This window comes from Seinonella peptonophila (genome assembly GCF_900129355.1).
GTDB lineage: Bacteria > Bacillota > Bacilli > Thermoactinomycetales > Thermoactinomycetaceae > Seinonella > Seinonella peptonophila.
This window is the reverse complement of record NZ_FQVL01000010.1, coordinates 43,695-65,942: the sequence shown is the minus strand read 5'-3', so window position 1 is coordinate 65,942 and position 22,248 is coordinate 43,695. Positions and strand designations below refer to the sequence as shown.

At 38.1% G+C, this 22,248-nt stretch carries 24 protein-coding genes; 8 read left to right on the top strand and 16 right to left on the bottom strand.

Features of this window, described 5'->3' with window-relative positions:
* Positions 1-240: 240 nt before the first annotated feature.
* On the top strand, positions 241-426 hold the full coding sequence (locus tag BUB71_RS19180) for a hypothetical protein (protein WP_139279122.1): 186 nt from the start codon (positions 241-243) through the stop codon (positions 424-426).
* Positions 427-846: 420 nt separating this feature from the next.
* Positions 847-987 (top strand): hypothetical protein, encoded by a 141-nt coding sequence (locus BUB71_RS19655; RefSeq protein ID WP_175552377.1) that lies wholly within the window; start codon positions 847-849, stop codon positions 985-987.
* Between the two features lie 59 nt (positions 988-1,046).
* Here the strand turns inward: BUB71_RS19655 and BUB71_RS18885 are convergent, their stop codons facing one another.
* The 4 genes from BUB71_RS18885 to BUB71_RS14280 form a co-directional block, all read right to left on the bottom strand.
* The gene (locus BUB71_RS18885; RefSeq protein WP_175552376.1) at positions 1,047-1,187 is read right to left on the bottom strand and encodes a terminase small subunit; all 141 of its coding nucleotides are present in this window, start codon (positions 1,185-1,187) and stop codon (positions 1,047-1,049) included.
* 231 nt (positions 1,188-1,418) lie between these two features.
* Positions 1,419-2,165 carry a hypothetical protein gene (locus tag BUB71_RS14290; RefSeq protein ID WP_139279121.1) on the bottom strand — a complete coding sequence of 249 codons (747 nt, stop codon included), beginning with the start codon at positions 2,163-2,165 and terminating at the stop codon, positions 1,419-1,421.
* A 107-nt stretch (positions 2,166-2,272) separates the two neighbouring features.
* Positions 2,273-2,926, bottom strand: a complete 654-nt coding sequence (locus BUB71_RS14285; RefSeq protein ID WP_073155990.1) for a hypothetical protein — start codon at positions 2,924-2,926, stop codon at positions 2,273-2,275.
* Between the two features lie 107 nt (positions 2,927-3,033).
* Positions 3,034-3,522 carry a sigma factor-like helix-turn-helix DNA-binding protein gene (locus tag BUB71_RS14280; protein ID WP_073155986.1) on the bottom strand — a complete coding sequence of 163 codons (489 nt, stop codon included), beginning with the start codon at positions 3,520-3,522 and terminating at the stop codon, positions 3,034-3,036.
* Between the two features lie 204 nt (positions 3,523-3,726).
* Here BUB71_RS14280 and BUB71_RS14275 point away from each other — a divergent pair, with 204 nt between their 5' ends.
* Positions 3,727-4,002, top strand: coding sequence for a hypothetical protein (locus BUB71_RS14275; RefSeq protein ID WP_073155983.1), 276 nt, complete (start codon positions 3,727-3,729; stop codon positions 4,000-4,002).
* 81 nt (positions 4,003-4,083) lie between these two features.
* On the opposite strand, the gene BUB71_RS20305 is transcribed toward BUB71_RS14275, so the two are convergent.
* Complete coding sequence (locus tag BUB71_RS20305; protein WP_084731605.1) at positions 4,084-4,275, bottom strand: DUF433 domain-containing protein; 192 nt, start codon at positions 4,273-4,275, stop codon at positions 4,084-4,086.
* Positions 4,276-4,433: 158 nt separating this feature from the next.
* Between BUB71_RS20305 and BUB71_RS14265 the strand changes: the two genes are divergently transcribed.
* A complete protein-coding gene (locus BUB71_RS14265) occupies positions 4,434-5,984 on the top strand; it encodes a recombinase family protein (protein WP_073155980.1) in 1,551 nt (516 codons plus the stop codon).
* Here BUB71_RS14265 and BUB71_RS14260 read toward each other — a convergent pair.
* Complete coding sequence (locus BUB71_RS14260) at positions 5,968-7,020, bottom strand: YifB family Mg chelatase-like AAA ATPase (protein ID WP_073155978.1); 1,053 nt, start codon at positions 7,018-7,020, stop codon at positions 5,968-5,970. The genes BUB71_RS14265 and BUB71_RS14260 overlap by 17 nt on opposite strands.
* A 255-nt stretch (positions 7,021-7,275) precedes the next feature.
* A complete protein-coding gene (locus BUB71_RS14255) occupies positions 7,276-7,674 on the bottom strand; it encodes a hypothetical protein (protein WP_073155975.1) in 399 nt (132 codons plus the stop codon).
* A 769-nt stretch (positions 7,675-8,443) separates the two neighbouring features.
* Here BUB71_RS14255 and BUB71_RS14250 point away from each other — a divergent pair.
* On the top strand, positions 8,444-8,980 hold the full coding sequence (locus BUB71_RS14250) for an RDD family protein (RefSeq protein ID WP_073155972.1): 537 nt from the start codon (positions 8,444-8,446) through the stop codon (positions 8,978-8,980).
* 290 nt (positions 8,981-9,270) lie between these two features.
* On the opposite strand, the gene BUB71_RS14245 is transcribed toward BUB71_RS14250, so the two are convergent.
* Together BUB71_RS14245 and BUB71_RS14240 are read right to left on the bottom strand one after the other, a co-directional pair.
* A complete protein-coding gene (locus BUB71_RS14245; protein WP_073155967.1) occupies positions 9,271-9,783 on the bottom strand; it encodes a DUF6886 family protein in 513 nt (170 codons plus the stop codon).
* A gap of 36 nt (positions 9,784-9,819) precedes the next feature.
* Entirely contained in the window at positions 9,820-10,284 is a 465-nt protein-coding gene (locus BUB71_RS14240; RefSeq protein WP_073155964.1) for an NUDIX hydrolase, read from the bottom strand.
* A gap of 1,391 nt (positions 10,285-11,675) precedes the next feature.
* Between BUB71_RS14240 and BUB71_RS14235 the strand changes: the two genes are divergently transcribed.
* Both BUB71_RS14235 and BUB71_RS14230 read left to right on the top strand, forming a co-directional pair.
* Positions 11,676-12,287, top strand: coding sequence for a CPBP family intramembrane glutamic endopeptidase (locus tag BUB71_RS14235; protein ID WP_217653557.1), 612 nt, complete (start codon positions 11,676-11,678; stop codon positions 12,285-12,287).
* A gap of 605 nt (positions 12,288-12,892) precedes the next feature.
* Positions 12,893-13,072 carry a hypothetical protein gene (locus BUB71_RS14230; protein ID WP_073155961.1) on the top strand — a complete coding sequence of 60 codons (180 nt, stop codon included), beginning with the start codon at positions 12,893-12,895 and terminating at the stop codon, positions 13,070-13,072.
* Between the two features lie 478 nt (positions 13,073-13,550).
* Here BUB71_RS14230 and BUB71_RS14225 read toward each other — a convergent pair whose 3' ends face one another.
* The 3 genes from BUB71_RS14225 to BUB71_RS14215 all read right to left on the bottom strand — a co-directional run bounded on the left by BUB71_RS14225 (position 13,551) and on the right by BUB71_RS14215 (position 16,863).
* On the bottom strand, positions 13,551-14,768 hold the full coding sequence (locus tag BUB71_RS14225) for a NupC/NupG family nucleoside CNT transporter (protein WP_073155956.1): 1,218 nt from the start codon (positions 14,766-14,768) through the stop codon (positions 13,551-13,553).
* Positions 14,769-14,842: 74 nt separating this feature from the next.
* Positions 14,843-15,763, bottom strand: a complete 921-nt coding sequence (locus BUB71_RS14220; RefSeq protein WP_073155952.1) for a pseudouridine-5'-phosphate glycosidase — start codon at positions 15,761-15,763, stop codon at positions 14,843-14,845.
* A complete protein-coding gene (locus BUB71_RS14215) occupies positions 15,760-16,863 on the bottom strand; it encodes a carbohydrate kinase (RefSeq protein ID WP_073155948.1) in 1,104 nt (367 codons plus the stop codon). Before BUB71_RS14215 ends, BUB71_RS14220 begins: the two co-directional genes overlap by 4 nt.
* A 635-nt stretch (positions 16,864-17,498) precedes the next feature.
* Here BUB71_RS14215 and BUB71_RS14210 point away from each other — a divergent pair.
* On the top strand, positions 17,499-18,191 hold the full coding sequence (locus BUB71_RS14210; protein WP_073155944.1) for a hypothetical protein: 693 nt from the start codon (positions 17,499-17,501) through the stop codon (positions 18,189-18,191).
* A 221-nt stretch (positions 18,192-18,412) separates the two neighbouring features.
* On the opposite strand, the gene BUB71_RS20225 is transcribed toward BUB71_RS14210, so the two are convergent.
* The 4 genes from BUB71_RS20225 to BUB71_RS14195 form a co-directional block, all read right to left on the bottom strand.
* Positions 18,413-18,547, bottom strand: a complete 135-nt coding sequence (locus BUB71_RS20225; RefSeq protein ID WP_281248210.1) for a hypothetical protein — start codon at positions 18,545-18,547, stop codon at positions 18,413-18,415.
* A 204-nt stretch (positions 18,548-18,751) separates the two neighbouring features.
* Entirely contained in the window at positions 18,752-19,960 is a 1,209-nt protein-coding gene (locus BUB71_RS14205) for a cytochrome P450 (protein ID WP_073155941.1), read from the bottom strand.
* 17 nt (positions 19,961-19,977) lie between these two features.
* Complete coding sequence (locus BUB71_RS14200) at positions 19,978-21,291, bottom strand: MFS transporter (protein WP_073155938.1); 1,314 nt, start codon at positions 21,289-21,291, stop codon at positions 19,978-19,980.
* Positions 21,292-21,687: 396 nt separating this feature from the next.
* Entirely contained in the window at positions 21,688-22,089 is a 402-nt protein-coding gene (locus BUB71_RS14195; RefSeq protein WP_073155935.1) for a DoxX family membrane protein, read from the bottom strand.
* Between the last annotated feature and the right edge of the window lie 159 nt (positions 22,090-22,248).

The window sequence follows — 22,248 nt, the reverse complement described above, 5'->3', positions numbered from 1 at the left end:
TGATTAAGATTTAACCACCGTCGAACCCTTGATTGCAATTTTGGAGACTGCCGTGTTGCCATTACACCATCGATCTATGATGATAAAAGCACCCTGATCGATTCAATAGTGCCATTATGTATCTTTGTGTATAATGATTTTTAGACCGATATACTGTATCTAGAAGCATTGAGAAGGGATCAAACCTAGATACAGCAGCATTTTTTTCGCTACTCCCATAGGGAGAGAAGGGAGATCGGTGTGACCACCGACAACACGCCGAACAAGAAGCCGCCGACCCCGAAGGAGATCCTCGACATGCCTCTCGATGATCTGATTCGAAGGCTCGCGGACGGCACTGCCTCCGACGAGGAGATCTCGACAGCTCATCTGGTCAACAAGCTGCTGAGCGGTCAGAACAACCCCCCCGACAAGAACAGCAACTAGCACGGCTTCCGTGAGATCTGGTGGGGAGAAAATCCCCACCAGATCTTCCATTTATTCAAAACTACAATAATAAAACCGCCCTCTCAAACATTGAACACGACAACAAGTCATGTCTACTGAGAATGGCGGCTATTAAAACGGATACATACATCCGCCGACCGGACTATTTAAGGCGATGCCCTCCGATCCTTGGTAAACATATGCACACTACATAATCCCCTGTGATTACTATGTATTGTATTATTGAAGGATTTTCCCTTCTATATAGGTGGCATTCATACCTCATACTACTCATTTTTTTCAAATTGTTATAATAAAGTTGTCATTGCACATGGTCGATTCGATTGGAGGTTTGGATCGACTCCCCAACAGAGGAGATACTGGTACAATCCATGCTAGAGCCTTCGTGAGGAGGTGATCATGACTAAGCCAGAACCCAGGTTCAGAGGCGTTTACTTAGCGGTTAAGGTTCTGAGTGGAACCGCAACTGTTGAAGAACATGCAGAGTTCGACGCTGAGTACAACCGTGTGTTCGGGGATGACTCAACTGATGACCAGTGATGTGAGTCGCTGAAGAACAGCACAAAATCAGGTGGGGAACGTTCCCCACCTGATGTGCGTTATCCAACCAAATTCTTTCGTTTAAATTTAATCAATTTCCTTTCAGCACGTTCAATCTTACTTGCTACAGTTGCCTTTTCTGCATTTCCTAGCTCAATGTAATAATCTGCAAATGCTCGCTGTTTTGGGTTTAATTTCACATGTCTCACCCACCTCCAAAATTATATATTATTACTTAATGTACCCCTTCAGGAAGCGTTTGAATATGTCCATGAAGACAACAAAAAAGAGAGATAGCGGTATGTTGTCGCTATCTCTTTTATTGCATACGTACAAACCCTATGACTCTTGATACCATATTACACTGGATTATTAAACCAAAAGTGCAATCTTTGTGCAAAATTCTTTCTGAACATGACTAATTAATTATTTCAATATCCACTACCTTTATCCATCTCCTTAAATCCTAATATTCTAATGTCTTCTTCTATTACTTCTATGTCTATCTCTTTAGCAATTGTTTTCCATAAAGTTTCTCTTATTTTCCAAAGATCCTCGGAACATTCATCAACTGAAACAATTTTTTCTGTAGAAATTTTATAAAGTTCTAGATAAACAGTGTCCTTCATGATAAAAAAAGCATCTCGTATAAGTTTCTTTACCTCCTTCGATATATAATATGAAGAGGAATCATACATAAGTTTATCTAACTCTTTTTTAGACTCTTCATAATGCAATATAAAATCTTTGAATCTTTTCTCGCTTGGGGAAGGTTCTAACCCTATAATTTCAACAAAGTAACCTATATTCTGTACTTTTTTATAAATTTCTGGATACTTCTCAAATCTTTTCTCCAAAATCTTATCTCTTATTACAGACCTACTTTGATGTATTGTTAAACTTTCTGTCAGACGATTGGATTGTTCGGTCATATCCTTCTGTATCTGAATCGCTTGAAGTTGCATTTTTTGGGTCTGGATATTGATATACGCGGTTACACCAATCGTGCCAATAAATGTAACTATAACTCCAAAACTATTGATAATTGCAGCATCAACTTCACCACTATAGTTCTTACTCAACCAAAGATAAATAACAACAGAAATAATTGTGATCAATAATATAGCCCCTATAATAATCCATAACAAATTAAAAATCTTGCGTTGTTTAGACAACATGTTACCTCCACATTCTTTACTCTTACAACGCAAGATTTTCCCTCATCTATAAAAGTAGAAACATTTATTTTTCCATCTACAAATAGGTGGCATTCGTAAGACAAAGATTAACTTAGCTCTTCTCTCATTAATGTTTTTAATTCATCTACACTTTTAATTAAAATTTCCTTGTATGAATCATTTTCCTCTCGAAGTATCCTTTGATCAATCCCACTATCAGGATGTTGATAATATTCAGGATAGTAATTGGAGTGTAGTTTTTTTAGATATGAATTTATTGTACTAATTAGTTCGATTGTCTCTTTTGAAAAAAACAATTCGTTTTCAAGGAAAAAGTTATTACAACCACAGATACTTTGATAAGCTATACTATACATCGTTTGTTTTTTGGCGATACTAAATAATCTTTCGGCTTTTTCTTTATCACCCTCGTTAAATACTCTTTGTATGTCTTTACCAACTCCATCAGTTACATATTCTTTTATATATTCCATTAAATCCTTTTCGCTGAAATCTTGAAAAGATTTTACGTCAGGATACCTTCTCAAATCAAATATGTTACCTACAGTTATTGTGATTTTAGAGTACATTTTTGCATAGACCTCTTGTTTTTTCGACAAATACAGGCTAGTACTATGAAATTTAACTTGCCATTCTTGCTTATATGTTTCTAATTGCTTATTGAGGATAAATTTATAGGATTCTAATTTCTTATTAAAAAATATAGAAAATGCTCCTCCTACAATAGCCGTACCAACCATACTTACAAATAAAGTTCTCCAAAGCACAGGATCGAAAAGAAAATTAAGAAATATACATATCAGCCCCTTTGTTTTTTAATTATACGGAAAAGGGGTATGGTTTCAAATTATACACTTTTCTTCTTTGAACATTTTAAGTTTTTTTCTGCCCTTTCCAACATTTTTTGAACTGTGCCCTTTTTTACACTCATCATCATAGCAATTTCGGAGTAAGAAATCCCCCGACCACGACTCATCAAGTATACCTCTCTTTCAAGTGGGGAAAGTGAACTCAATGCCTCATCAATCCTTTCACGATCCGTTTGAGTGATCCGACTACCCACCATCCCATCAGTTGAAGTATAAGCATAGTTTTGGATCCAAATTGGATCAAAGGATATCTCTTGTTGGTATGCTGCTAGACGTTCAACCCCTCGTTTATTGCCTGGTCTTCTTCCAGTTTCCATCCATTGAATAGACCATAGCAAATCCCGTTCCATGCTACAAAGTAATCGATATTGCTCTTTTTGTTCCTCAGTTTCTTTTATTTGAACTCGCTTTTTAGCTAATCGAACTTTCTCAAGGGAATTTTTATACTCTTTGATTAATTGATTCATAATACTTATCCCTCCTATGGTATAATAGGAATTGGACATATTCTATCTCTCCCTATTGGAGGGATTTTTCTATTTATATTGATTTGCTATACTTTAACTGTAACCAGGGCAATTGTTATCCAAAAACAAATAACCTCTTCCCGAGGCAGCAGCATCAAAAAAGTTGATGTTGAGCCGATTCTTCGACCACTCAGGAGGGCAACTGTGGGAAGGATTCGTCGTATCCTCAACTTCTTCCGTCGTCACCGTTCCATCATCCTCTTCGAACTCGGAATGGTCGCCGTTGGTTTGGTGACCTACACAGTCGTTGATATGCTGGTCCCCACCAAAATCCACCTCGATGAACCTTTCAGTACAATCAAAGACTGCATCATAGGAATGATAATCGGTTCTGGTGTTGGAGTCCCTATCGGATTCTACAATAGAGAGCAGAGGCGTAAGAAGATAGAGTCGAGACGAGCAATCCGCTTCCCCAGATAAGTTCCCTACAATGCAAAGAAAGTCCTCATGATCAAAAAAGGTTGGCGTACGAAAATTCGTATGCTGATCTTTTTTGACCTTTTAATTTCTGTCTAGGAATGAAACAACATAATCGATAGCTTCATGTATTTGCTCATTTGTTAAATTGTAATCTTCGCATATCTCTTCAATTGTTAATCCAGTTTTCAAAAACTTTAAGATATCAGCAACCCTTATTCTGATTCCTTTTATAATTGGATCACCTGAACATATCTTCGGATTAGTTGATATCATTGGATGAGGTTTAATAGGTCTGAAACGCTCCTGAAGTTTTGTTAATGGCATACATACCAGCCATTCTTTCCGATCAGCTTTGAGCGCAAGAGCATCGTTATTGCCCTCTAGCCAGCTATAGAGCATCTTAAAACCGTCCTTACGCGCCTTACATTCCCATGTCATACCCAATCCCTTCACATCGCCTGTATAACTTACATCAATTAGAAATAGCGGAGTTTTACAGAGATGATGGAGTTAGTGGTACGATACCTTTTGAGGAAAGAGAAGCTGGTTCAAAGGCATTAGAAGACGCTAAAAATAAAGTATATGAACTATTATTAATATATAAATTGGATCGTCTAGGAAGGTCTACTAGGGTGATACTAAACGCCGTTCATGATCTCGAAAAGATTGGTGCAAAAATCAAATCAATGACCGAGCCGTTTGATACTTCTGATTCATCTGGAAGATTTCTGCTAACTGTACTGGCTGGTGTTGCAGATTTAGAAAGGTCTAATATACTTGATCGAATGTGGCATGGTGCTAATCGTGCTGCCAAACTCGGTAAATGGCTCGGAGGTATTGTTCCCTACGGTTATTTTGTAAATGATGATGGCTTTTTAGAAATTAATGATGCGCCGATAATCGGAAATATGAGTGAATCAGATATAATTCGCTTGATCTTTCGATTGATAGCTGATGAAAATTACTCTACCATAAAAGTTGCTAAACATTTAAACGATCTTGGCATACCACCCTCATATGTAAAAGACAATCGAAGTATCACTCGTGGAAAACGCAAACAAAAAACATCTGGTCGTTGGCATCCTACAAGAATTGGTAATATCATTAAGAATACCACTTATAAAGGAGTACATAACTATGGAAAACGATCAAATAAAGATAGAGAAATTATTACGAGAGAAGTGCCTGCAATAATTACTAAAGAACAATGGGAAAAAGCTCAACAGGTGTTAAAAGATAATTTTATCGAATCTAATCGAAACGCTAGAAGGCAATATTTACTCAAGGGACTAATTTTTTGTGGGACATGTGGTCGAAGATATACAGGATTGGCATACTCGTCAGGAACGAAAAAACATCCAGCAGACAAAAGACCAATTAAAGCATATTATGTTTGTGGGAGTAAACCCAACTCAGCGGTATTTGGGAAATGTCCATCTAAAAACATCCCACAAGCATGGATTGAAAAGTTGATATGGGATCAAATATTGAAATTTATTAGTAACCCTGGTGAAGCCTTGGACATAATTGCTGCTTCCAAAAATCAACATCACCTAGATAAAGAAAAAAATCTACTTTCAGAAAAAGAACTCATCCAAAACAACTTAGCAAGCAAAGATTACGAAAAACAGGACATATTAGATTTATTCCGCAAAAAGATCATATCTTACGATGATGTTGCATCTCAAATCGGAAAGATTGAAAAAGAACGTGAAGAATTAGAAAACCTTCTTAATGACATTGAGTTTGCTTTAAAATCTGAGATAAGCTATTTACATTCGGTTGAAAATGCAGAACGTTTATTAACGAAAATTAAAAATGAATTGACTTTCGAAGAACGTCGGGAAATAATAAAGTCATTGCTAAAAAAAATCGTTGTAAAAACAACTATCAACAATCGGGGAAAAAAAGAAGCTGAGGTTCAAGCAGAATTTTTTTTTGGACAAAATGCCATAATTGATAATCTCATGGACACGGATTAATCGAACCGACCAGAAGAATCGATGCAGGATAAGTATAAGTGGCTCGTGCGCGGCTTATGGTTACCTCACCATCTTCTAAAGGTTGGCGGATTACTTCTAAAGCTGTTTTTGAAAATTCAGGCATTTCATCTAGAAATAAGACGCCTCGGTGGGCAAATGAGATTTCTCCTGGTTTGGGAATGGACCCACCACCGACTAGTCCAACTGGTGAGACTGAATGATGCGGAGAACGAAAAGGTCTTTTGGTAATAAGTCGACCTCGATTTTTGGTTAATCCCGCTACGCTATATATTTTAGTCACTTCAAGTGCTTCTGCTCGATTCATTTCAGGTAGAATTGATGCCATTCTTTTCGAGAGCATGGTTTTTCCAGAACCTGGAGGTCCAACAAGTAGTATGTTATGTCCTCCAGCAGCAGCCACCTCCATTGCCCTTTTTACAGGGTAATATCCTTGCACATCAGAAAAGTCAACAGAGGATTCTATCTCTTCTGTTGAGCTTGCAACTTCACATAAGTGAGGGGTATCTTCAGATTGAACAAATCGAACTGCATCTTTCAGATGTGCGGCAGGAATCACATTCATCGTTTCTACTAATTTTGCTTCCTCAGCATTTTCAGCTGGTAGGATGACAGTTGTAAATCCTTGTCGCACTCCTTCCATCACCATAGACAATACGCCTGACAATGGGCGTAATCTTCCATCTAATGTTAACTCTCCTAGCACCAGTGTTTTCCGAAGGTTTTTGATCTCTAGTTGCTCACTTGCACCTAATAAACTTAATGCAATTGCTAGATCAAAAATCGTTCCCTCCTTTTTGACATCTGCTGGCGCCAGATTCACAGTAATACGCTGTAAGGGAAACTGAAATCCACTATTTTTAAGTCCGATGCGAACACGTTCTTTTGCCTCTCGAACCGCTGAATCAGGAAGCCCCACAATTTCAAACATAGGTAAACCATTACTTATATCTAACTCTACTGTGACCAATAGACCATCAATTCCAATACTTGTAGCACTATGTAGACAACTATACAAAAACATCGCCCCAAAAAAGTAGTCTAAATAAAGGAATTCGTGAGGATTCGTCATATTCCTTCATAAACATCATGATAAATACAGTTGGATGTTATCATTAGTTACCTTTTTATTTAGTTTGCTTTCAACAACACCAAAGCCCCACCAAATCTCTCAAAAAGGACTAAGATGGGTTTTCGATTTGGAAAAAGTTGATATTTTTTCTCGTTCATAGAAAAGAAGACCTCTGAAATAAATCAGAGGTCGTTTTTGTTATCAATAATATTGGGAAATGGAGAAAGAGCTACCACTATTAGATGTTTGAAGATAAATCTCGGCTTTCCCATTCGTCCCATCTACTAAATTTTGAATATAATATAACCCGCAATACCCTGGGCTAAGGTACGACATGGTATCATATAAATATTCATCTGAACCATCTGGATCATGATCCTTGATATAAAACCATCTTCCAAAACTAGATGTATTGCATACTTGTATAGTTCCTGAGGCATGCGCACTATCTACAGGTGTAATATATGCATCAAGATCGGAGTTATATGTTACACCTCCGGACCATAGCAATGTCGTATCTGCAAATGCTGATGAAAAAGGTACTACTAGCAACGCAAAAAGCAAGCCAAAAAATAATACTGTGATCTTCTTGAATCCCATTCTGACTTCCTCCTAGTTGTTTGTAATGTAACCGTTCACAAAAAAAATAGGTCAAATAAATTTAATGGTGAGGTTAGAGTAATTGAACCATTAACAGTGATTTAACCAGCTTCTATATATTTAGTTTATACTAAATTGTATGAATAGGGAAGTATTCATTTAGGAAATCAGATTTAAGGTAAGCAAACGGATCTTAAAGAAGCAGATATTTTGATTAAAGAGAGTGTGGATTCAACATGCTTACTTATCTGGTTTAAAAACTAGCCTAAATAACGTATTGTTAAAGATAGCAGTCTAAGATTCAATTCTTGAAGTAAAGGCAGCTAATTTGAACTACTACCACCTATAGAGGTGGTAGATTCCTGCGAACACCAGACCAACGTCCAGTTATCTTAGCAGGCTCTACCCGCCGTCCCAGCGGTGAAAACAAAGTATGCTCTGCTATGCTCCCTACTTTCGCTTGGTTTTCGCAACTTCGGTGAGCTGGGTGGTTGAAGATTTTACGTTACTGACCCTTTCCAGCAACAACCCCATATCTTCAGTTTTCAAAGAGCTACAACTATTCTAACAAAAAAAATGGTTCTAAACATCCCCGCAAAAGGGATACCGAACCACGTCCCATTCACCTCACCGCTTGTAGAAGCGGGAGTACTCTTGGACGAATTTGGATAGAAGGCTCATTTATGATTTAAATAAGGAAATCTTTTTAGACCAACAGTGAGTTAAGCTAAAAATATGCCCCAAATGTGACTCAGAAAAAGGAGAATGAATGCTGATTAAACAGATTCAGTCATTAGCAACACTGAAAAAACGAATATTCGCTTATATACTCGATTTTTTAATTATTTTGCCCTACTGTATCTTACTGTATTTTATAAATTTACTTTTAGATTTTCCCCTTACCTCTTTCTTTTCCCATTCTGCAATTTTTGCTCAACTTGTTGGTTTCGCTTGTATAACGTTACCAGTCTCTATTTATTTTTTTATTTGTGATTATAAACTGAATGGAACATTAGGAAAAAAAAGGGTTCATATTCAAATAGTTGATATTAATCATCGAAAACTAGGTGCTTATCAGGTATTTGTCCGAACCTTTTTCAAATTTCTTCCTTGGGAAATATCTCATTTTGTCATCTGGAGATTTCAACTACCTACCATACTTCCTAACTGGTTTCTTGATCTCGTGCTTAGTCTTGTTTATGTAATGATTATAGGAAATCTCATTCTTGTACTTAAAACGAAGCAAAAACAAACTATCCATGATATTCTGGCTCACACTCAAGTAGTTGAGATAGAACAACATTAAAAGAGGAATCCCAGATACTCATGTATATTACGTTGCAATGCGTAAGTGGGATAGATCGATTTGATATTCTAATGCTCTTCCTTTCGGGAGGACGTTCTGTAAATATTCTTACTGTGCGACATTCTTCATCAGTCTCTTGTTCTTGAACACCTGGTAAAAAATATCCACCAGGTGTTCTCAAAACTGCGATTTGTTAATTCACTAGATGCAATACAATAGCATAAATCCCTGTCTGATTTTTATAACAGACTCCATCAACTTTTGTTCCAAAAACTCTTTTATCCATTGGTTCACCCTCTCCTCATTACATTACGCATCCGAATCATGGAGAAACAAACAGTTGAATTTATTAACTCATCATGCATCTCCCATAGAGATGGTGTAATTCTCAGCTCAATTTGAGCGGATATCACCCGATTTACTAAATCATCAATCGGTTCAACTGCAAGTGGAACAATCGCTTTTTCAGCAACAAAGTAACCTGCATTCTGATCGATACAATGAAAATCTTCGCTGGGAAATTGATATCGATATAGTACTGCTCTCATTATGTGTTGATACCAATTATTCTCAACTGCGATTACTTTCTTGGCTTTTGTTTGCGCAAAAAATTGAATTTGATCTGATTTAGACGTAAATGGCGAGTTCCAGAAGACAATTCGTGGACAGTCTCTAGGAAAATAATAATGATACATATGATCCTCATCGATTGCCCATACTCTTGGCTTTTCTCTAGGATGTTGCACGATTCTTGGATAAAAAACTTGAATATCAGCCTGTTCGCTGAAATGAAAGAGCTTCACGTTTTTTCTGTCCTTATATTACTTTTTAATTTCATATCAATCCCTCACCACAATATGTTCGGTAGAACCCGGTAATTTACCTAGCTGTTCTTTTAAAAAAGATGGCATCAACTCGCATTGTTTCAACTCTTCGATTGGTATCCAACGAAATAAAATACTTTTTCCTTCATTCTCATAAAAATCGCCGATTGTGAATCGATCTGGTTCCATTCCAATCACATGATAATACAAACCTAGCTCATGATAGCTTTGCTCCCTCAACTCAAAAAAGTTTTCTACAATCCAAAGTAAATGACCTACTTGAACCGAGACCCCCAACTCTTCGTAAAATTCCCTCTTCAATGCACAGACTGAATCTTCATGTAGTTGAATACGCCCTCCTGGGAGTGCCCAAAAAGAATCGTTCATTCCTTTTTGCAACAAAACATGTTGATGATTAATAAAGATCCCGGCGACTCGATGGTTAAATATCTTCCCATCTGTCTGAAACACAATATCCATAAAAGATCCCCCAAAAATCAATTTATTTTTAACGGAAATTGAAAAAACAAGATGGGCAAAGCTTCCAAGGGTAGGAGGAAAATACTTCATATCAGGATCGAGCCTGAGATCCCATCATTACAGTTACGGGCAAATAGGAGATATCCTTTAAGATCAGGTAATACAATCATTGACACTCGGCAAAATTCTGTAATTTCAAGGGATTAAACAATCTCAGTTGATCTGAAATACTCCAAGGAAATACACTATATTTGCAATTTGTTTGCAGTTTAATACAACTCAAGTTGCTTTCAATATGCAAGAAGAAACTGAAGATCGTTTTGAAATTTTCATTTCCTATACTCTTCAAGTTTAAAAAGAAAAAACCCTCGTAAATGAAACCTGGAATATACTGTTCAACATCGAGGTACGGAATCTCTTCCTCGGTTTCAAAGCATGAAATTTTTCAAAGATCGCAACAGGTTTATTTGTAAGTGCTTGGACCACATGGAATCCAATATATAACAAGGCTAATTTCTTAGCATGTGGCGTGTCCTTTAATATATTGGTGGCACGGTCTACTAATTCTGCTTGCTTGCCTTCGAACTAGTACTTGCCACGAATGTAACGGGCTATTTTTGGGATTGAGTTATCATCTGGGAATTGGACACTTACTTATATTAGTAATCTCCTTCATTGCAATCCGAGTATCAAAGAACGTCATCCATCCTTTTCCTATGTCTAAAGAAAGAATACATGTTTTTTTGCTTTGGTGAATTATTTCGTTATTAATCTGATGGACATATATGCACGGCGGCCCTTATGTATTTATTGAAGCACATCAGAAGAGTATTCTTCTGATGTGCTTCATCTACCAGTTGATTGTGGCCTATTTTTCAAACTTCATTCCTTGGAGCCAGACCAAACTGCTCACAAAACTTCTTCACCTCGCCCTCAAAGGGCAAGGTCGGGCCACAAGTCGAGCATCCTGTTCCAGAGCTTGGCGGCTACCCCATGAAGTAATGACTCTTTCATGTTCATCAAAGACATGGTAAAATTAATTCAATATTAAAGGGAGTTCTATAATAATATTAAATTTTGATAATTCAAATAAAAAGGGGAAGATTACGATAGCGGAGATGAACGTTACACCAAATAAATCAAGAAGCAAATTCACTGGTAGAAGAATACTGCAACTAATCTTGCAACTTGTAGTCGTTGTGGTAATCACGGCACTCGGGAGCATCGGAAACGGAGCAGTGGAGGGCAATGCGATCCTAACGCTACTCATCGGTCTTGCCACATCGGCGGCGGTGGTTCTCGGGTACATTTGGGTGGTACAACGGACTGAGCGCCAAGCGCCACTGGAGATGGCGAAGAAAGGAGCTGGGGCTGCCGTTGGGATAGGAGCAATGATCGGCTTGGTTCTCTTCGGTGCGGTCATCTTGAACCTTGTATTCCTCGACTATTACACCGTATCCGGACTGGGCTCTCCGATAGGGGCTTTGGGGTTATTTGGCGTGCTGACCGCCGCCGCCGTTACTGAAGAGGTCATGTTCCGTGGGATCTTGTTCCGGATATTCGAGGAGTGGACGGGCACTTGGATCGCGCTGGTAATCACCAGCATGCTGTTCGGGCTGATGCACCTAGCTAACCCAAACGCCTCGCTTTGGGGTGCTCTGGCGATCGCTCTCGAAGCTGGTGGCCTGCTGACTGCTGCATACGTCGCCACCCGCAGGCTGTGGCTTCCGATTGGTCTACACATTGGCTGGAACATCGCCGGGGGCGTCATTTTCAGCACCGAGGTGTCTGGCAACAACACCCCACAAGGCCTGCTCGACGCAACGCTGCACGGGAACATATTATTAACCGGCGGATCCTTCGGTCCCGAAGCGAGTCTCTACTCGGTGGTTTTCTGCGTGCTGACCGCAATTGTTTTTATGTGGCTGGCTTACCGCCGTGGTCACGTAGTTCCGCTACGTGGGGACGCTCACAAGACAGCGACTGCTAAGTCCGACCAATGATTGACCATTCAGATAAAATGATCGTAAGGCAGGAGAAGGCAAGTGCAAGACTTGTCTTCTAACATCTTTACCCTAACAATCACCTAACACCAATTTTTTGTAGCACACGAATCATGAACCACACGCAATCAACAATGATGATTGATGCAGGAAATAATGCAAACAGACGACTTGTTGTTGACTATCTTAAAAAACAGAAAATCATAAAATTGGACTATGTAATCGGGACTCATCCACATAGATCATGTGGGAGGTTTTGGATGATGTGATTAATGCTTTTGATATAGGTAAAGTCTATCTACCTAAAAAAAAACAAGTACAACTAAAACATATAAAGATTGCAGTCTAACAAAAACAAGCATCTAAGCATAACTGAAGGTAAAGCAGGTGTGGTAGTCGTAAATGACAACCAAAACGCACTCAAAATGAATATGGTTGGTCCCATAAAGAAATATCAGAATATCAACAATAATTCTATCGTGGCGAAGATCCAATATTGGAAAGCACTCTCACAATTGAGAGCACTTTTCTTTTTTTGAATACAAATTATTTTGAATAAATGATATATTATAGATAATATATCATTATTTCTAGGAGGAACCGATATGAGAAAAATGATCCTTTTCTCTACTTTTATGCTAACCCTCATTCTCTTAAGTTTAACAGCTTTTACTAACACCAAAGTTAATATTCTTGATACGAATCAGAGTGCTAAAAATAAGCCTGACAATCAATCACATGAAGAGTATTTAGCTGGTGGACTTCTGGGAGGCGGCGGCAGATAGCAGTCTTAGAAAGAGCTTCATATTTTTAATTTAGTTTGAAAACATTGAACTAGTACCACCTACAGAGGTGGTAGATTCCTGCGAACACCAGACCAACGTCCAGTTATCTTAGCAGGCTCTACCCGCCGTCCCAGCGGTGAAAACAAAGTATGCTCTGCTATGCTCCCTACTTTCACTTGGTTTTCGCAACTTCGGTGAGCTGGGTGGTTGAAGATTTTACGTTACTGATCCTTTCCAGCAACAACCCCATATCTCCAGTTTTCAAAGAGCTACAACTATTCTAACAAAAAAAGTGGTTCTAAGCATCCCCGCAAAAGGGATAACGAACCACGTCCCATTCACCTCACCGCTTGGAGAAGCGGGAGTACTCTTGGACGAATTTGGATAGATATTAAGCCAGACATCGTATTTAGACCCCAATGATAAAATCATTGGGGTTCATTGGGGTTACTCATTCAATAGTGTGGCGTGTCAACACTCACAAGATAAAGATTCCAGCGACAATCCCATTGAGCAAATTAGCTAATGTAGCAGCAAGGACTGCTTTGACACCAAAACGGGCTACATCGGATCTTCTTTTTGGTGCCAATCCTTCAATCATTCCAATCCAAATGGCAATGGAACCAAAGTTAGCAAAACCACAAAGTGCAAAGCTAATGATTGCAACTGTTTTATCAGATAAAGCAGCAATATGTGGACCAAAAGATGAGTATGCAACCATTTCATTTACAACAAACTTCTGCCCTAAAAAAGTACCTACTTGTACTGCCTCTTCCCATGGTATTCCCATTATAAAAGCAACTGGGGCAAATAGAATACCTAATATCCCTTCCAACGATAACTGAGTATAGGAAAAAACGCTTCCAACCCCATGTAAAACTAAATTAATCAAGGAGATGAGTGAGATAAATGCGATTAACATCGCTCCCACTCCTAAAGCCAAACGTAATCCTTCCATTGCACCGTGGGCAGCAGCATCGAGCACATTTTTAGACTCATGTTCTGTCGTCAGTTCAATTTGATTATTTGCCTCTCTTTTTTCCGTTTCTGGCATAATTAATTTTGCCATGAGTAACCCAGCGGGTGCCCCCATTACACTAGCTGCCAATAAATAGGTTAATGGAACGCCAAAGGCAGCATATGCAGCAAGATTTGAACCTGCAACACAAGCTAATCCTCCCGTCATAATGGCAAACAGTTCTGATTGGGTCATCCCGGCAATATAGGGTCTGACCAAGAGCGGAGCTTCATTTTGTCCAAGAAAAATACTCCCAGCTACTGACATTGACTCAGTTTTACTCGTCCTCAAAACTTTTGAAATAAATCCGCCAACCATAGATATGATCCATTGCATAACTCCAAAATAATAAAGAATGGACACAAGTGAAGCAAAGAAAATAATCACTGGAAGAACTTGAAAAGCAAAAATAAATCCAATCCCTTTTACCTCTAGAATTCCTCCAAACAAAAATTGACTTCCTGCATTAGCTGAATCAAGTACTTTTTGTACTCCGCTTGCAATGAATTTCAACGTATGCTTGCCCCAATCCCATTTTAAAACAATAAATGCAAAGAGTAGCTGAAGTAAAAGTGCCGAGAGTACTGTGCGAGGATTAATCGCTTTTCGATTTGAAGAAAGAAGAATAGCGATACCAAGTAATACGATGATTCCTGCAATACCCCAAAGAATACTCATCTTCCCACTCCTTTTTCTATCCGAATGTGAAACATATGATAGCGGTTGCAATTTAATTGGGCTTGAATCGTGATCTAATCACGATTCAACTGATGATAGGCAACAGCGATCTGCGCTCCTACTTTGGCATTTTCACGCACCAAAGCTAGATTGGTTAACAGACTTTTTCCATCTGATAGCTGATTAATTCGTTTGAGTAGAAAAGGTGTTACTTCTTTTCCAGTTATCTTTTGCGACTCTGCCTCAGCAACTGCTTGTTGAATCAAATGGTCAATCTCTTGGAAAGGAATCTCCTCTGACTTAGGTACTGGATTGGCAACTAATAAACCACTTGAAAAACCTAAGTCCCACTGTGTATGCATAAGTTTCGCCACTTCTGCGGGCGAATCCAGACGGAAATTAGAAGGTAATCCACTTGTACGCGAATAAAAAGAGGCAAAATCATTTGATTGATAGCCGACTACAGGAACACCAGTTGTCTCTAGATACTCTAAAGTTAGCGGTAAATCTAGGATCGCCTTCGCCCCAGAGCTAATCACAGCAACCTGATTTCTAGAGATTTCCTCTAAATCATTTGATACATCACCATGTAAATGAGATCCTCGGTGAACTCCCCCTAGTCCACCAGTAGCAAAGACACGAATACCCGCTAGATGGGCAGCGATCATCGTCCCAGAGATTGTTGTCGCTCCCAGCTTTTTCTGTGACAAAGCATAAGCAAAATCACGACGGCTCACTTTGATAATCTGTTCCTTGGTCGCAAATAGCTCAATTTCTTCTTTATCTAGACCTATCTTAACCTTGCCCTCGATCAGTCCAATTGTCGCTGGTACAGCCCCATGCTGTCTAATTATCGCTTCCATTTCCAATGCCGTTTGTAAATTGTATGGATAAGGAAATCCAAAGGAAATAATGGTTGTTTCTAACGCAACTACGGGAAGCCTTTGTTGAAAAGCCTGTTGAACCTCTTCTGAAAATGAAAGATAAGGATTCAAACTTCATCCCCTCCATCAACCATCGATTCTATCTGTTCTGCATTTAAGTGAGGGTACACTGAATGATTAGACTGTAATGTTAATGATGAAACAGACAATCCTAGTTGACATGCTTTCTTCACACTTGTTCCATGAAGGACACCATAAAGATATCCTGCAGTAAAGCCATCTCCTGTCCCAGTAGTATCTACAACCTCTTCCACCTGAGCCACAGATAGGAAACCTTCTTCATCTTGAACCGAATAATAGACTCCTTCCTCACCCAAGGTAATCACTACATTATTTACTCCGCGCCTTTTGATTTGTTTAGCTGCTTGTTGACAACCATCTTTCCCTTGAATCTCAATACCATCCGACAGAAGTGTTGCTTCAAAACGATTAGGGAAAATCGTATCGATTCCGGTAAGATCTGCAGGTAATTTTTTTGCATCTGATAAGGAAACTGGATCAACATAGAGGAGCAAATGCTCTTTGTGACAGCGTTGAATAACATATGCCAATGACGCTGCCGATAAATTGGTATCTAAACAGACTGCATCAGCTGCAGCTACATGTGACCATCGTTCATCAATCATCTTAATCCCAATCTCTTCACAGATATCAAGATTGGCTAATGAGATAAATAAATCCCCTTCTAAATTTAACAATGCAGTATAAGTACCTGTTCGTTCATCTGGCAAAATTTTAACTTGACTGATATCTACACCACTTTTTCGGGTCTCTTCCAAAAGCCATAAACCTTCTTTATCGTTTCCAACGCATGAAATCAACACTGACTGTAAACCAAGACGTGCCAGATTTTCGGCAACATTACGGCCCACTCCACCTGTTGCTTGCGTAAAATGAACAGGATTGGCTGTTCCTAAATGAAGCTCTTCTTGTGCATACGCCTTTAAATCAAAGTTCATTGTACCGATACAAGCAACTGTTGAGCTCTCTCTCAGTACATAGGCTCGTCCCTTAATTTCACCTCGTTTCATTAAATTTGAAATATAGTTGGCAGTGGCTGAACGGGACAACCCTACTTTCTCCGCTAGTTCTTGTTGTGAAATATACGGATTTAAGCGGATATAATGCAAAATTTGACTCTCTTTATTCAATCAGTTTCACCACTTTCTATTAAACATTTGTTTGCAAATAGGACAATCGTTTATAAGGTTGATTATAATTGAAAGCGATTTCTTTTGCAATTGTTTTCTAAATAAACATTTGTCCTATAGTTTGGTTTGAATATTCGCTCTTCTATCCAAATTCGTCCAAGAGTACTCCCGCTTCTATAAGCGGTGAGGTGAATGGGACGTGGTTCGGTATCCCTTTTGCGGGGATGCTTAGAACCACTTTTTTTGTTAGAATAGTTGTAGCTCTTTGAAAACTGAAGATATGGGGTTGTTGCTGAAAAGGGTCAGTAACGTAAAATCTTCAACCACCCAGCTCACCGAAGTTGCGAAAACCAAGCGAAAGTTGGGAGCATAGCAGAGCATACTTTGTTTTCACCGCTGGGACGGCGGGTAGAGCCTGCTAAGATAACTGGACGTTGGTCTGGTGTTCGCTGGAATCTACCACCTCTGTAGGTGGTAGTAGTTCAACTAATGATCCAAGAGTACTCCCCAGTTTCTATAAGTCGACGGTTTTTCCAAAATGTTAACTATTTTGATATTGATAAGTTTGAAATAAGAAATATATGTTATGATCAGACTCTGGTAAGTAATTTTTCTAAAAAAGAGAGGTTTTGCCTATGAACCAAAAGACCCATCAAAATTTAACTAGGAGGAATCATCCCCCAAATTTTTTACCCATTCAAGATCCAAAAAGATTCAAGTTGCCGTATTTTTATGGTGTAGCTGTAATTGTTTTAGTCAGTGTTCTTGGCACATTTATCTGGTTTACTCCAGATACAAAGGAAAAAACAGTTGGGTTGAAATCGACTAAGTTGATTCAATCACAGTCAAGTCTTGTAAAAAAGCCTTCCATCTCTACATATAAGAAAAGAGTAGCGATTAATGAAGCTTTCGCATCCGCTAAATTGATCTCAACGAAAACTGTAACAAAAAAATACAAACAAAAGAAGAAACCGAATTTAGCAAAAACTAGCACAAAAATAAAAACAACTCAGCTCCCAAAACATCAACAAAAGACGAAAACTGTTGCGCTTTCACAACCATCAAAAAAGGGTAACTCCAAACCCTTACCATCTACGAAACCATCTTCAAACAAATATCAGTCGAGCTTCTATGTAAACATGAACAATCATTCTAGCTATATCAGTTATGATTACAATGGAACTAATTATAAGGTTAGTAGTAATAATGGAAGAACCTATACAATTGAAACCAACTCTACCAACAGTAACAACTTTACTGTTGTAAACCCTGGCTCTTCTAACAATAGCTATACCAGTGAACCTGGCTTTATTGAAGGAAGTTACTAGGATTGTGAATGTATGATTTTATGATTATTTGCAGAAAATCACCCCGCCTCATACAAAGAGAGTCGGGGTGATTGCGCTATAATATGAATTTATCCTAAACTATTCTAAAAAGCTGTGTTAATTACCCCCATACCTCGATTCACTTTTATTTATTCCGGGATCGTTGCATATATGATGAGTTGCGAGATACATATGTTCTATATAATTTTTTCATCAAAATCTTAAATACGACACTCTGTAACGAGCTCTTCACTTTTGTCTCCAATTAAATTTTCATCGATCAGGACGATGACTTTATTCACATAAATTCCTCCCTTCAACAAATGGCTTTCCAATTTAGATAATACCCTTTTCATATTTACTACAATCCTTAAAATATACGAACTTAAAATAAATACGCGAATGATCCAAAATGCTGTGACTATAGAATTCATTACTTACTTAAATGTAATTGGTTGAAAAAATAAAAAAAAAGACCTGATCAGCTCGAAAATATTGTCTGAACTAATGGTCTATTCACAGTTTTAATCACATCTTGAAGTACTAATATAACTTTATCTTTATTCATCTGCTAGGATAACAGGTAGAGACTGTAGCATGCGAAAAGCTACGTTTGGAACATAAGTTGGTTGAAATGAATCTGCTAATCTCATTTTCGGAAATGTTGTTAATAGAGCTTTCAATGCAATTTTTGCTTCTAAACGTGCTAATGAGGCACCGATGCAGAAATGTCGACCTTTACCAAAGGAAAGGTGCTCATGCGCATTCTCTCTTTCTAGATCAAATTCATTAGGATTCTCAAACTTTGTCTCATCACGATTGGCAGATCCTAACAATAGCAGCACTCGTTCACCCTTAGGAATCGTTACATCACCGATTGTTGCTTCTTTGGCGGTATATCTTTGCCAGCAAACAACCGGCGAATCAAAACGTAAGATTTCCTCAATCGCCTTTGAGATTTTTTCTGGGTCATTAACCAATTGATTCCACGCGTTCTTTTGTAATAATCGATACACACCATTAGAAATAAGATTAGACGTTGTTTCATGACCAGCAATCAAAAGGCTAAAGATCATACTAGCGATTTCATGGATGGTGACGATTTCATCTCTACCCTGCCGATAGTTAAGCAACTTACTCACTAGATCAGTTCCTGGCTCTTTTACACGTTTTCCCACTAATTGAAGACAATATTCCCAGAAATAAACCATTCCATATGCAGCTTTGACTTGATCTTCCTCAGGTGCATTCCCCCATGTGATTGCCAATCTTCCATCTGCCCATTTCTTTATCTGTTTTACATCTTCTTTTGGTACATTTAACAACGCTAATATTACGATGATAGGTAATTCCCAAGTAAATTCAGGTACTAAATCAACATTGCTTTTCGTGGCTAAATTCTTAGTTAACTTGTCTACAGCAGTGCGAATAATTGGTTCATATTCTTCTGCTTGGGCTAAAGTCATCGGAAATACCGAAGCGATCGCCTTTCGAACTCTTGTATGATCTGGTGGATCAAGTGAAACCATAGACCCCCCCGATAATTGACTTAGAATTTGTCCAGCGTGTGGACATAGTTGAAAGATGGGAGCGGTTGTCAATGCATTGCTAAATGTTTTGCTATCTTTAAAAACTGTTTCTATCTCTTGTCGACGAGTAATCAACCACATGTTTAATTCTGTATCAAAAAAGACGGGTTGTTCGGTACGCAACTTTTCATGTGTAGCATAAGGATCAGCCAGATAGGTAGCAGATAGCGGATGTAACACTTCTCATTCCTCCATTATTAGCGATTTTCATATCTAATTAAAAGAAGTGCGATTGCAGCAATTAAACCTGGTATGGCAAAAAAGATAAAATTTAAGTAAAAAGAAAGCTTGAGTGATAATAAGTAGCCGCCAAAAGATGGCCCCACAATACCCCCAAGTCGACCAATGCCTAATGCCCAACCAATCCCTGTAGCACGAATTTCAGGCGCATAGTATTGAACTGTAAATATATTTGAGATCATTTGCGAGCCGATAGTGGTAGCGCCTGCCAAAACAACCAGAACATATAAAAGAAACATATTCGTCTTTAATCCAAGCAAAGATAGCGTTAATGCGGCGATTAAATAATAGAACACGAGCAACCATTGAACTTTCCAACGATCCGCAATCCATCCACCTAAAACTGCACCAATAATCGCACCAAAGTTAAGAAATAGCAAAAATAAGAGACTGGAACCAAATGGATATCCGGCAGCTAACATAAGCTTGGGTAACCAAGTATTTAACCCATAGATCATTAAAAGACTCATAAAAATAACAATCCAAATCATAAATGTCCCAAAAGCTTGTCCATGCTGAAATAGACGTATCACAGAAAAAGTTGTTTTGCTCTTTCCATCATTTTTCTTATCATCTAGGACATACTTATCATCAGCTTGAGCGGAAAAAGTAGGGTTCAGTTTAGTCAAAGTTCCCTCTACTTGTTGGCGATTCTCCTTTTTCAAGTGATAGCTAAGCGATTCAGGCATGAACTTATACATAAAAGGGACAATCAACAGCGGAAAGGCACCAATTAAAAAAAGTGATTCCCATCCATGCGTAGGTAATAATCTAATACTTAGACCAGCCGCCAATACGCCACCAACTGCATAGCCGGTTGACATAATGGCAACAACAGTATTTCGTATTTTTCTAGGTGAATACTCTGTCATCAAAGCAATTACATTTGGTAGACTTCCACCTAGACCAACACCAGTTAAAAAACGTAAGATACCAAATTCCGTAGGATCATCCACAAAACTCGTAGCTGCTGAGGCGAGGCTAAAAATAACCGTTGCTAATAGAGCAACATTTCTTCGACCAAGCCTATCTGCAATTGGACCACAGATTAGGGCTCCTAACATCATACCAACTAATGCATAACTGCCAATAACTCCAGATTGAATGGGAGTTAAATGCCATACCTCCATCAACCTAGGCAATACAGATCCATAGATTACTAAGTCAAAACCATCAAACGTTATAATCACAAAACACCAAAGCAAAATTTGAAAATGAAAGCGGTTAAATTCTGAGGCATCCACAAATTTAGTTAGGTTGATTGTTCTCAATTTTTCTTTCCCCTGTCTGAGTCTGATTCAGCCTGTCTTTTTATTCAGTTTTCAAATACACATTACCAAATTTACTTCTTAATTTTTTTCATAATATCTAATAAATTTACTATTTGTCAAATGTTTTTATACTATTATTTAATAATATCTAGTTATTTTTACTAGAAATCGCGATCTGTAATTGAGTTTCTTGAGCTCATCAACCCTTACCTCTACTATGATCGTCGATCAAATGATAGCTCTTGTTGCTATTCCTACTATCCGTTAAACAAAAACGAACCTCATATGAAATGATAAAAATGAGGTTCGTCTCTTGCTTAGATCTGCATAACTGCTATGTTCAATTGTTGAGTCTTATTCTAGTTCATCATCATCTATCATCACTTTAAAAAATAATCATGAACTTTTTGCTCTTAATAATGATTTATATTGATCAATGTAAACAAAAAGCAGATAAGTATTTATCACAGCGATTACCAGAGCAGGAGGAATTGTTTGGATATCGAGAAAGAGATGAAAAAGGACAATATTTACAGAAAATGGAGTAGAGAGAATTAATGCCAAAGGAACAAATCGATTAACTAATAACGATATCCCAACGACTAGATTGATGAAATTGATAAGTATTGGGAGATATTTCGTATTTGTCATACCTGTTATAAATTGATTTGCAATTGGGTTAGTATATTGGGCAGCAGGTGCAAACTCAAAAAAAACATTTAAAATCCCCATAATACCACAAAGAACGAAAATGATTCCTAACACGATTCGTAAAATTAAACTGAATTTCTTCTTCACTTCACATCATCCCCTATATTTTTAATGAAAAAATTAATGAACTTATAGACCTTCTAGCAATGAATATTCCACTAAAGGAATATTCAAGTGAAAATTTTTTGATCCTACACTCTACCATATTTTTTTGTCTTAATATTGCTGAGTCACTAGTTAAAACAA